The sequence below is a fragment of the Streptomyces sp. NPDC031100 genome (assembly GCF_055570785.1).
The window spans coordinates 90358-100903 of the sequence record NZ_JBVIGN010000005.1 but is presented as its reverse complement, the minus strand read 5'-3'; the positions used below and the strand labels follow the sequence as shown (position 1 = coordinate 100903).

The 10546-nt window shown below is 72.8% G+C and carries 11 protein-coding genes and 1 pseudogene; 4 read left to right on the top strand and 8 right to left on the bottom strand.

The window, feature by feature from the left end; translation table 11 throughout:
* On the bottom strand, nucleotides 1–986 hold a 986-nt coding region (locus ACZ5DS_RS16220; RefSeq protein ID WP_468238448.1), incomplete at its 3' end, for an LLM class F420-dependent oxidoreductase.
* A gap of 96 nt (nucleotides 987–1082) precedes the next feature.
* Nucleotides 1083–1769: a DUF5995 family protein gene (locus ACZ5DS_RS16215; protein WP_468238446.1), complete on the bottom strand. Its 687-nt coding sequence runs from the start codon at nucleotides 1767–1769 to the stop codon at nucleotides 1083–1085.
* Nucleotides 1770–1939: 170 nt separating this feature from the next.
* On the opposite strand from ACZ5DS_RS16215, the gene ACZ5DS_RS16210 reads away from it, so the two are divergent.
* Nucleotides 1940–3067, top strand: coding sequence for a glycoside hydrolase family 6 protein (locus ACZ5DS_RS16210; protein ID WP_468239294.1), 1128 nt, complete (start codon nucleotides 1940–1942; stop codon nucleotides 3065–3067).
* Here the strand turns inward: ACZ5DS_RS16210 and ACZ5DS_RS16205 are convergent.
* Nucleotides 3031–3183 (bottom strand): annotated as a pseudogene (locus tag ACZ5DS_RS16205) (nitrate reductase); the annotation flags it as partial. The gene ACZ5DS_RS16210 and the pseudogene ACZ5DS_RS16205 sit on opposite strands and share 37 nt — an antisense overlap.
* 214 nt (nucleotides 3184–3397) lie before the next feature.
* On the opposite strand from ACZ5DS_RS16205, the gene ACZ5DS_RS16200 reads away from it, so the two are divergent.
* Complete coding sequence (locus ACZ5DS_RS16200; protein ID WP_468238444.1) at nucleotides 3398–4654, top strand: alginate lyase family protein; 1257 nt, start codon at nucleotides 3398–3400, stop codon at nucleotides 4652–4654.
* A gap of 6 nt (nucleotides 4655–4660) precedes the next feature.
* On the opposite strand, the gene ACZ5DS_RS16195 is transcribed toward ACZ5DS_RS16200, so the two are convergent.
* From ACZ5DS_RS16195 to ACZ5DS_RS16185, 3 genes are all read right to left on the bottom strand, one after another.
* Complete coding sequence (locus ACZ5DS_RS16195; RefSeq protein WP_468238442.1) at nucleotides 4661–4789, bottom strand: hypothetical protein; 129 nt, start codon at nucleotides 4787–4789, stop codon at nucleotides 4661–4663.
* Nucleotides 4786–5214, bottom strand: a complete 429-nt coding sequence (locus ACZ5DS_RS16190) for a hypothetical protein (protein ID WP_468238440.1) — start codon at nucleotides 5212–5214, stop codon at nucleotides 4786–4788. The genes ACZ5DS_RS16195 and ACZ5DS_RS16190 overlap by 4 nt, the downstream gene beginning before the upstream one ends.
* A 111-nt stretch (nucleotides 5215–5325) precedes the next feature.
* The gene (locus ACZ5DS_RS16185) at nucleotides 5326–6540 is read right to left on the bottom strand and encodes an MFS transporter (RefSeq protein WP_468238438.1); all 1215 of its coding nucleotides are present in this window, start codon (nucleotides 6538–6540) and stop codon (nucleotides 5326–5328) included.
* 120 nt (nucleotides 6541–6660) lie between these two features.
* Between ACZ5DS_RS16185 and ACZ5DS_RS16180 the strand changes: the two genes are divergently transcribed.
* Together ACZ5DS_RS16180 and ACZ5DS_RS16175 are read left to right on the top strand one after the other, a co-directional pair.
* Entirely contained in the window at nucleotides 6661–7857 is a 1197-nt protein-coding gene (locus tag ACZ5DS_RS16180) for an ROK family transcriptional regulator (protein WP_468238436.1), read from the top strand.
* Nucleotides 7858–8029: 172 nt separating this feature from the next.
* Complete coding sequence (locus ACZ5DS_RS16175; protein ID WP_468238434.1) at nucleotides 8030–8719, top strand: methyltransferase domain-containing protein; 690 nt, start codon at nucleotides 8030–8032, stop codon at nucleotides 8717–8719.
* Here ACZ5DS_RS16175 and ACZ5DS_RS16170 read toward each other — a convergent pair.
* Both ACZ5DS_RS16170 and ACZ5DS_RS16165 read right to left on the bottom strand, forming a co-directional pair.
* Nucleotides 8688–9452, bottom strand: coding sequence for an SDR family oxidoreductase (locus tag ACZ5DS_RS16170; protein ID WP_468238431.1), 765 nt, complete (start codon nucleotides 9450–9452; stop codon nucleotides 8688–8690). The two genes, ACZ5DS_RS16175 and ACZ5DS_RS16170, sit on opposite strands and share 32 nt — an antisense overlap.
* Before the next feature lie 157 nt (nucleotides 9453–9609).
* Entirely contained in the window at nucleotides 9610–10503 is an 894-nt protein-coding gene (locus tag ACZ5DS_RS16165) for an RNA polymerase sigma-70 factor (protein ID WP_468238429.1), read from the bottom strand.
* Nucleotides 10504–10546 lie beyond the last annotated feature (43 nt).

The following is a 10546-nucleotide window of genomic DNA, read 5'->3' as shown; positions in this document are numbered from 1 at the left end:
GAACTCCCTGAGAACCGACAGCGCCCCCCCCTGCCCAAAGTCCCGTCCTCCCCCCCCCCCCCCCCCCCCCCCCCCGCCTTTTCAAACACCTCGGCGGCGACGTCCTTGAGCTCCTGGGAGTCGCGCGCAGTGCCCTGCAAGTCGACCAGGATCTCCTCCAGGCCGATCCCGGCGTGTGCGACCAGGTCCTCCACGATCTGGTCGGCATTGCCCTGGAAGGGGCGGCGGCCCGCCCCGTCGAAGGCCTTCGACGAGTACTCCGCGTTCACCCGCAGGACCGTCTGGATCGGCTCCTTGCGACCGCGCTCGGCCGCGAGGTCCTGCAGCTCCTGCCACTGCGTGGCGATCTGTTCCACGCCCATGCCCACCGGCAGCCAGCCGTCGGCGTGGTCCACGAGCCGGGTCAGCGCCTTCTTGTTGCTCGCCGCCAGCATGATGGGGATCGGCCGGGCGGGCTTGGGCCCGACCACGGCGGAGTCGATCCTCGTGATACGGCCCGCGTAGCGCACCGGGTCGGGGCCCCACACCGCCCGGCACACGTCGATGATCTCGTCGAGCACCTTGCCGCGCTCCGCGATCGGCCGGATCCCCGCGGCCGCGTACTCGTCCAGCGACCAGCCGGTGCCGAAGCCCGCGATCACCCGGCCGCCGCTCGCCGCGTCCAGCGAGGCCAGCGCCTTCGCCAGCTGGAACGGCTGGTGCAGCGGCGCGACCAGCACGCTGGAGCCGAGCCGGGCCCGCTCGGTGGCCGCGGCGGCGAGGGTGAGCGTGATCAGCGGGTCCGCCACGCTCCGGTACTGGTCGGGCCAGGGCACGCCCTCCATGCCGTACAGGCCCTGGGTCGCGGGCTCCGGGAACAGGGCCCGCTCGAAGACCCAAAGGCTGTCGTAACCGATCTCCTCGGCGGCGCGTGCCACGTCGGGCACGTCCTTGCCGAGGGAGTACTGCCGCATCTGGGGAAGACTCAGGCCGAGCCGGGTCGCCATACCGCTGCTCCTCTGCGCTGGGTGTTGAACCGTCAACGTACGGCGGTCACATGGTTGTTCCACGGCAGGCTCGCCCAAGGGCCATAACCGGCCAGGTCAGTCGGTCAGCGGGGTGAGCAGCATGCGGCCCGCGAAGCCGACCGCCGCGTCCAGCCGCTCGGTGAACTCCTCGACGACGTCCTCGCAGCGGCGCAGCGCCCACAGGGCCCGGGCCGCGGCCCACGTCGCGTCCCGCGCCCGCTCCAGGCTCCAGGAACCCAGCAGATGAGTGAGCGGGTCGGCGATCTGGAGCAGGTCGGGGCCCGGCATCAGATCCTCGCGGATGCGCTCCTCCAGCGAGGCGAGGAGATCGCCCACGCGGTCGAACTCGTCCTCCAGGTCGGCCGGTTCGCAGCCGAGCGTACGGCAGGTTTCCACCACGGCCAGCGCCAGATCGTGCCCGATGTGCGCGTTGATGCCCGCCAGCGCGAACTGCAGCGGCCGTACCCCGGGATGCAGACGGAACTGGAACAGGGGCCGCCAGCAGGCGGGTGGACGGCGGCCCCGGTCCACCGCGCCGACCGCCGCCAGATACCGCTCGGCGAACCGCACGTCCAGCGCGGTCGCCGCCCGCGGGTCGGGGAACTCCCCGGCGTCCAGGTGCCGGTCGACCTCCGCGGTGACGGCGAGGTAGACGCGGTTGAACACGGCGACCCCGTCCCGCTCGGGCAGCTCCGCGTCGAGGGCGCGCATCCGCGCGAGGACGGCGTCGACGGACGTACTGAAGTGTTCCAACTGCGCCATGGGGGAAGGGTCCCAGCCCTAGGCTGACCGGCGCGGCGACCGGCCCGGTGCTTCGCCGGAACGGGGGAACGCCGGGCCTGGGGAGGGGACGGCAGACCGTGTCAGGCTTACGCACCCGGCGCCTGGCGGCGCGCCGGGCCGAGCGCAGGCGGGCCCTCAGGCGTGGGGCGATGGTCCTGGCGGCCTCGGTGGTCACCCTGGTCGGCACCGTGACCGGAACGATCTCCGCGCTGGACCACGGCCGGGGCTCCGAGCAGGCCCGGCCCGAGGTCACCCGCACCTCGAGCCTCGCGCCTGTGCCCGCGGTCCCCGCACCGTCGCCCTCCCCGTCGAGGACCACGCGGATCCGCACGCCGGCGCCGAAGGAGCAGCTCCCCACCCCTTCCGCGACCCGCGCCGAGAGGAAGCAGCGGACCACCCCCGTGACCCCCCGCCTCTACCGCCACCCCGACTCCCAGGTGCTGGACTGGGTCCGCGCCCATCCCGACGACCCGCGCACCGCCCTCATCGCGTCCCGGATCGCCGACCGGCCGGCTGCGGTGTGGTTCGCCGACTACAGCCCGCACACCCTCGCCGCCCGGGTGAGCGCGGTCACCGCGGGCGCGGCGGATCAGGGCCGGGTCCCGGTGCTGGTGCCGTACGCGATCCCGGACCGCGACTGCGGCGGCGCCTCCCGGGGCGGGGCGCCGGACCTGGCGGCCTACGACGCCTGGATCGACGCCTTCGCCCGGGGGCTGGGCTCCGGCGAGGTGATCGTGATCCTGGAGCCGGACTCGATCGCCCAGTCCGGCTGTCTGCCGGACGCCGCCCGCGCCGCCCGCTTCGCCTCGCTGGCCCGCGCGGGCCGGACCCTGAAGGCGGCGAACCCGCGCGCGAGGGTCTACTACGACGCCGGCCACTCTGGCTGGAACCCGCCCGCCCGGCAGGCCGCCCTGCTGAAACAGGCGGGAGCCGCCGCCTTCGACGGCATCTTCAGCAACGTCTCCAACTTCCGGACCACCGCCGACGAGATCGCCTACGACCGGCAGGTACTCGACGCCCTCGGCGGCCCCGCCTCCCTCGGCGCGGTGATCGACACCAGTCGCAACGGGAACGGCGCTCCGCCCGACGGCCAGTGGTGCGACCCGGCCGGGCGCAGGATCGGCCGGGCGCCGACCCTGGTCACCGGCGAGCCGCGGATCGACGCCTACCTGTGGGTGAAGCTGCCGGGGGAGTCCGACGGCTGCAGGGGCACGGCGGGCACGTTCACCCCGTCCTACGCCTACGACTTGGCGCGCTCACCGTCCTCCTCGTCGTAGGTGGACGTGCCCGCGTCCAGCAGTGGCTCCTGCGGCTTGAGGTGGGCGGGCGCGAAGGCGCCCAGGGTGTGGTGGCCGGTGATGACGACGAGGGTGCCGAGCGCGATACCGCTCAGGAGCGAGCAGCCCAGGTAGCTCGGCACGCGGCCGCGGGTGTGCGCCCGTCACCGTGCAGCTTCCAGCGCACGCCGAGGTCCATGGTGGGGAATCGCTTTCTCTGTACGTGAAGACGGTCGGACCATTGTCACGGGTACCTGGCCGCTCTACGCTCGCACGGCCCCACTCGTGAACTGCGTTCATATAGCTGACTCATGACGATCGGAGCGCCTGATGAGTGGAAGATCCCGTGCGGCCGTGCTGCTGGCCGCGGTGGTGAGCTTCTCGGCCGTGCTCGTCCCCTCCGCCCACGCGGGACCCAAGGCCCCGCGGACCGCCGTCCTCGACGGCGCCCGCCTCCAGCAGACCCGGGGCCGCCTGGACCACGACCCCCAACTCCGGCGCGCATTCAAGGACTTGACCACCCGTGCGGACGCCTGGCTGGACCAGGGCCCGTGGACGGTCGTCGACAAGCCGAAGCCCGCCCCCGGCGGCGACGTCCACGACTACCTCAGCCAGGCCCCCTACTGGTGGCCCACCACGACCCCCACCGCCGACAACCCCTGGGGCTGCCCCTACGTCCAGCGCGACGGGCAGCGCAATCCCGAGGTCGACACCGGCACGGACCGGCAGGACGCGGAGAAGGTCTTCGACGCCACGTACGACCTCGCGCTCGCCTGGTACTACACCGGCAGGCGGAGCTACGCCGAGAAGGCCGGGCAGATCCTGCGCACCTGGTTCCTCGACCCGGCCACCCGGATGAACCCCGACCTGAACCACGCCCAGTTCATCCCCTGCAAGTACGACGGCCGGGCCATCGGCATCATCGACTTCTCGCAGTCGTACACGAGCGTGCTCGACGCCCAGGCGATCCTCGCCACCGGCGCCCCCGGCTGGAGCGCCGGGGACCGCACCGCGATGGACGCATGGAACACCGACTTCCTCGGCTGGCTGAGGAACAGCGACTTCGGCAGGCAGGAGGGCGCGGCCGCCAACAACCACGGCACCTTCTACGACCTGCAGCTCGCCGCCCTCGCCTACGCCACCGGCGACACGGCCCTGGCCCGGCGGACCGTGCTCGACGCGCGCGCCAAGCGGATCGATCCGCAGATCGCCGCCGACGGCAGCCAGCCGCAGGAACTCGCCCGCACCCGCAGCTGGCACTACTCGACCTTCGACCTCGTCGCCTACACCCGGCTCGCCGCCATCGGCAGGCATGTGGGCGTGAACCTCTGGACCTACCGGGGGCCGGACGGGCAGAGCCTGTTCAAGGCGGTGGACTACCTGCTGCCGGCCGCGACCGGCTCCGCCGCCTGGCCGCATCCCGAGCTGGAGTTCCACCGGTACGCGGCGACGGACGTCGTGCACGCGGCGGCGGACGCCGGCGATACGGCGGCCCAGGAGGCCGTGTCCGATCTCCAGACGCCTCCCGGCGGTGACCTGTGGGCACTCAGGCCGGCCGCCGAGCAGCTGGACTCCATCGCGGGCTGACCGGCATCAGTGCCGGCAGGTGGCCTCCGCGCCGCCGCTGCCGTCCGACGTGCTGCCGACCGACACCTGGTAGGCGATTCCTGTGCCCGCCTCGGGCGCGGGGGAGAGGCCGCCGGTGCGGAAGTCGACGCTCAACAGCAGGTGCCGGCCCTTGGTGGTCCTGGTCCAGCAGGCGCCCTCCACGGCGGCGGGCGGCGCCCCGGGGCCGGGTCCCGTTCGGGGTGCCAGCCGGCCGCGGCGGCTGCCCTGGAGTAGTGGGCGAGGACGTCGTCGGGCTTGCCCGGGACGGTGTACAGGCGGTCGGCGTGCAGCCACGGGGCTCCGCCGCTGTCGTCGTCGCAGCCGGTCGTCACGCCCACGCCGCGGTAGTTGGCCGGCGCGGTGGCCCGGGCCGGCGCCGCGTCCAGCAGCGGCTGCGCGGCCAGCCGCTCGAGTTCGGCCTCGGTGCCCTGGCAGCCGTCGCCGCCGACGGGGGAGCATCCGCCGAGGAAGGCGGCCGGCAGGAGCAGGGCGGCCGCCAGCCCGACACGGGCGGACGCGGACGAGGAAGCGGGGGACAACGGTGCTCCTGGCGGTAGAGGCAGCTGCCCTTGATCTTCCAGGACGGATGCCGGGCAGGTACATCGCGAACACCGAGATGTTGTCCTGCCGCCCTCCCCGGACAGACGGCTTCAGGGCCGCGGGTCGGGAACTGCTGCGGCCTGCGGGCCGATCCGGGTCCGGCCCCCGCGCTCGGCGGTGCGCAGTACCCCCGCGAACCCGGCGAGCGCGCACGCCAGCGCGGTCACCACGCAGAACGAGACCGTCAGGCTGGTCGCCTGTGCCACCCCGCCGATCAGGCTGGGCGCGATCAGCCCCGAGGTGTAGGTGATGGTCGCCACGCCCGCTATCGCCTGGCTGGGGTGGGGGCCGGCGTGCCCGGCCGCCGCGAAGCACAGCGGTACGACCACGGCGATCCCGAGCCCCATCAGCCCGAATCCGGCCATCGCCACCGCGGGATGCCCCGCGACGACCACCAGCAGGCCGCCCAGTCCGGCGAGGACACCGCCGGCCCGCACGGTACGGACCGCGCCGAAGCGGTTCACCACCGCGTCCCCGGCGATCCGGGCCACCGCCATCGTCAGCATGAAGCCGGTCGTGCACGCCGCCGCCAGCCCGGCCGAGCTGTCCAGCCGGTCCCGCAGGAACACCGCCGACCAGTCCATGCTCGCCCCTTCGGCGAACACCGCGCAGAAGCCGACCGCGCCGATCAGCAGCGCGGAGCGGGGTGGCAGCGCGAACCGCGGCGGCGGCTCCTCGTCCTCGGCGGGCTGCACGTCCAGGACCCAGGAGCAGGCCAGCAGGCCGAGCAGGGTGAGGATCGCCGCGGCCAGCGCGTGGTGCACGCGCGCGTCCGAGCCGAGGTGGGCGGCGAGCGTGCCCGCGGCCGAGCCGGTGAGCGCGCCCGCACTCCACATGCCGTGCAGCCCGGACATGATCGACTTCCCGAGCCGCCGCTCGACCTCGACCCCCAGCGCGTTCATCGCGACATCGGCCATACCGGAGGTCGCGCCGTAGCTGAACATCGCCAGGCACAGCGTGTACAGGTTCGGCGCGAGGGACGGCAGGACCAGCGACAGCGTCCACAGCGCGATCAGCCCGCGCAGGGCGGTACGGCTGCCGAAACGGTGGCTGATCCGGCCCGCCAGCGGCATCGCACACGAGGCGCCGAACGCCGTGAAGGCCAGCGCGAACCCGAGCTGCCCCGCGCTCAGCGAGGCATGGTCCTGGATCCACGGCACACGGGTCGCGAAGGAGCCGGTCACGGCGCCGTGCACGGCGAACACGGCCGCAACGGCGTACCGGGCGCGCCTGACCTCGTCACGCGGGTAGCCCACGTCACCCATGTTCCATCCCCTCCCCGGGAGCTCCCCATCGCGTCCTCGCGGCACCGCCGTAAACTATCAGGGACCCTGCCTGATAGATAGTGAGGATTACGGCCGCCCATGTCTGGGAGGATTCCGGTCATGCCCGCATCCCCGAGCACCGCCCGGGCCATCAACGACCGGCTCGCCCTGCGCCTGATGCAGCAGGAAGGCCCGCTGACGGCAGGGCAGTTGAAGCAGCTGACCGGACTGTCCCGGCCGACGGTCGCGGACCTCGTCGAACGGCTCACCGCCTCCGGCCTGATCACCGTGGTGGGCGAGTCCGGCGAGCAGCGCCGGGGCCCGAACGCCCGGCTCTACGGCATCGTCGCCGACCGAGCCCACCTGGCCGCGCTCGACGTCCGCACCGGCGGCGTCTTCGTGCTGGTCTCCGACCTGGTCGGGCGAGTGCTCTCCGAGGCGTCCGTGCCGATCGACGGGGACACCGGAACCGGGCCCGCCGTGGAGCAGGTGGTGGCGGCGGTGGAGCGGACGGCCAAGGAGGCCGGCGCGGACCGGCTGCACACGGTCGGCATCGGGGCGCCCGGCCTCATCGACCCCGCCACCGGCGACCTCCGCGACTCCGGCGGCCTCCCGGCCTGGCACCGCCGCCTCGCCGCGGCCCTTCAGGAACGGCTGCCCGAGGCACGGGTCACCGTGGAGAACGAGACCAACCTGGCCGCCCTCGCGGAGCAGCGCGAGGGCGCCGCCCGGGACCGGGACACCTTCGTCCTGCTCTGGCTGGGCCACGGCGTCGGCGCCGCGGTCGTCCTCGACGGCACCCTCCGCCGCGGCGCCTCCGGCGGCACGGGCGAGATCGGCTTCCTGCCGGTCCCGGGGACGACCTCGCTGCCGTCGGCGACGGACTGCGACGGCGGCTTCCACTCGCTGACCGGGGCGGCGGCGATCGCCGCGCTGGCACGGGAGTTCGGCCTGCCGGTGGCGGGGGCGCCGGACGGACCGGGTGCCGCGGCGGTGATCCATGGTGCGGTGGCCGGGGTGCCCTCCGACGCGACCCTCGCCGCCCGTTTTCTCGACGCCCTCGCCGGCCGGATCGCCGTCGGCGTCGCTTCCGTCGTCGCCGTCCTGGACCCGGGGTGCGTGGTGCTCGGCGGGGAGGTGGGGCAGGCGGGGGGAGCGGTCCTCGCGCAGCTCGTGGAGGAGCGGCTGCGCCGTATGTCCCCGCTGGCCACCGAGGTACGGGCCGGCAGCCTCGGCGGCACCGCCGTACTGCGCGGAGCCCTGCTGACGGCCCGCGAGCGGGCCCAGGACGAACTCTTCGCCCCACCGGAGCGCTAGGCCCTGTCGTCACATGCCCGCCTCTCCCGTCGATTGGCCCTGGTGGATGGCCTTCCTCGGATGCGGCGCGTTGCTCTTCGCGCGGTCCGGACTCCTTGCTACTGTCCGTCCGAAAATCGGAGCGAAAAAACTCGGGACCAACTGGCCGTAGTCACGGTGACGGAGCTTCTGTATGCGCGAGATTTCATACGAAGAACAAACAGTCAACTCCGGCAATCCGCTGGCACGTTTCGCCCATCGCGCCCGCATGAAGAAGGGGATCGATCTCGTCGCCGAGGTGTGTGCGAAGCGCGGCACTGTCGTCGATTTCGGCGCAGGGCCGGGCCTTTTTCTGCACCTGCTTGGCGAGGTCCGCCCCGACGTCACGCTCGTCGGACACGATCCGTACATGGCGCCGACGTTTCCCGAAATGAAGTATGCGGAATCGCTGGACAGTGTCGAGTCGCACAGTGTGGACGTCCTGACGGCGTTCGAGGTTTGCGAGCATCTTTACGACGGGGAAGTCGATGCGCTGCTGAAAGACGCATCGCGCATTCTCAACGAGAGCGGCGCGCTCGTGATTTCCGTACCGATCATGTACGGCCTGGCGATCGTGCCGAAGGTGTCGAACTGGATGATTCGCAGCCGCTCGCTCACGTCGGAATACACGCCTTCGGAAGTGCTGAAGGCCATGGTCGGAATGCGTGTGAGCCGGCCGCAGAATCCGCGCACGACACACAAGGGTTTCGACTTTCGTGAACTGCGAGAGGTGGTGAGCGAGCGGTTTGACATCGATGCCGTGCATCTGAGCCCGGTGCGGCATGCGCCCTGGTGGTTGAGCTCGCAGTACTTCATGATCTGCCGGCCGAAGGCGAGGAGCTGAACCGTCGTGCCAGGTACTCCTCGAAGCTGCCCTTGCCCACCGCCTGCTCCGGTGCCAGATGACCGCCCGCGCGGAAGGCGCGGTAGGTCTTGCCGAGGAGGGGTACGTTCGCCACGGCCCGGCGCCGTCCGGTCGCCCGGAGGTAGGCGCGGGCCAGCGAGTCGAACGACCGTACGTCCGGGCCGCCCATGTCCGGCACCCGGCCGGCCGGTTCCGCGGCGGCCAACTCGGCGAGACGAGCGGCCACTTCGGCCACCTCCACCGGCTGGTCCGGCACCCCGGCCGGCAGCAGCATGACGGGTGGCTTGGCCAGCCCCTGGAACAGCGTCACCAGCAGGTCGTGGAACTGCGTCGCCCGCAGCACGGTCCAGCCGAGCCCCGACTCCTCGATCCGGCGCTCCACGGCGAGCTTCGAGCGGTAGTAGCCGATCGGCACCCGGTCGACGCCGATGATGGAGATGTAGACCAGATGGCCCACCCCGGCCCGCCGTGCCGCCGCGATCAGATGGTCCGCCGCCTGCTCGTCCCCGCCCCGCGGACTGCTCGCGCAGTGCACGACCGTCGCCACGCCCGCGAGGGCCGCGTCCAAGCCGGGCCCGCCCTCGCGCAGGTCGACGGCGTACGGCTGGGTGTGCCGGCTGAGCACCCGCACCTCGTGCCCGTCCGCCCGCAGCCGCTCGGTGACGAGCCGCCCGAGCGTGCCGGTCCCGCCGGTCACCAGGATCGTGGTCATGCTGTTTCCGTCCCTCCGGACACCGGAGCGCTCCCGGCCGGAGCGCCCTTCCCCAGCTGGGACCGCGCAGCCCCCGTGAATGTGACAAGCCCCGGCGGGCCCGGCTTAGAGCCTGTGTCATATCCCCGGCCGGGCGACCGGGGATATGACACAGGCTCTAAGGGGCCGTGAGCTGCCGTCGGACGTACTCCAGCTTGTCCGGGTTCATCACGGCCCGCACCTGCGCGATCCGCCCGTCCCGCGGCTCCAGTTCCATGACCGCGATCAGGGTGTCGCCCGCCCACGCGGCCAGCCCGGTCGCGCCGTTGACCTCCACCAGCGTGCAGTCCAGCCCCACCCCGTACCGCTGGGCGATGCCCACCAGGAAGCGGAGGACCTTCTCCCGGCCCTCGATCGGCCGCCGGGCCGCGCTGACCTTGCCGCCGCCGTCGCTCCACCAGGTCACATCCTCGGCGAGCAGCCTCTCCAGACCGGCCAGGTCACCCTCACGGGCCGCCGTGATGAACGACGTGACCAGTTCCTCCCGCCGCTCGGGAGCGGGTGCGAACCGGCCCTCCGGTACGGCCACCCGCTGCACCGCCCGCCGGTACAGCTGACGGCAGTTGGCCTCGCTCAGCTCCAGGACGCCGGCGATCTCCCGGTGGCCGTAGCCGAACGCCTCGCGCAGCACGAACACCGCCCGCTCGGTCGGCGTCAGCCGCTCCAGCAGCACCAGCATCGCCATCGAGACCAGCTCCCGGCGCTCCGCCGACTCCAGCGGCCCGAGCGTGCCGTCGGAGGTGACCACCGGCTCCGGCAGCCACGCCCCGACGTACTCCTCGCGCCGCGCCCGCGCCGAGGTCAGCCGGTTGAGGCAGAGGTTGGTGACGGTCTTGGCGAGCCACGCCCCCGGGTGCTCGATCGCCGCGCGGTCGGCGCCGCTGAACCGCAGATACGCGTCCTGCACCACGTCCTCCGCCTCCTGCGCGGAGCCGAGCAGACGGTAGGCCAGACCGAACAGCCGGGGACGGTGGGACTCGAACTCGTCGGCGAGCAGGGGCGTCGTGGTCATGGGCCCACCCTGCCAGAGGCCTGGCGGCCCGGCGGCGGGCAAG

Bases quoted from the DNA above. Each gene is read 5' to 3' on its own strand.
- ACZ5DS_RS16185 (WP_468238438.1), bottom strand. From the start codon at position 6,540: ATGGGTGACGTGGGCTACCCGCGTGACGAGGTCAGGCGCGCCCGGTAC.
- ACZ5DS_RS16175 (WP_468238434.1), top strand. From the start codon at position 8,030: ATGCGCGAGATTTCATACGAAGAACAAACAGTCAACTCCGGCAATCCG.
- ACZ5DS_RS16210 (WP_468239294.1), top strand. From the start codon at position 1,940: ATGGTCCTGGCGGCCTCGGTGGTCACCCTGGTCGGCACCGTGACCGGA.
- ACZ5DS_RS16165 (WP_468238429.1), bottom strand. From the start codon at position 10,503: ATGACCACGACGCCCCTGCTCGCCGACGAGTTCGAGTCCCACCGTCCC.
- ACZ5DS_RS16180 (WP_468238436.1), top strand. From the start codon at position 6,661: ATGCCCGCATCCCCGAGCACCGCCCGGGCCATCAACGACCGGCTCGCC.
- ACZ5DS_RS16170 (WP_468238431.1), bottom strand. From the start codon at position 9,452: ATGACCACGATCCTGGTGACCGGCGGGACCGGCACGCTCGGGCGGCTC.
- ACZ5DS_RS16200 (WP_468238444.1), top strand. From the start codon at position 3,398: ATGAGTGGAAGATCCCGTGCGGCCGTGCTGCTGGCCGCGGTGGTGAGC.
- ACZ5DS_RS16215 (WP_468238446.1), bottom strand. From the start codon at position 1,769: ATGGCGCAGTTGGAACACTTCAGTACGTCCGTCGACGCCGTCCTCGCG.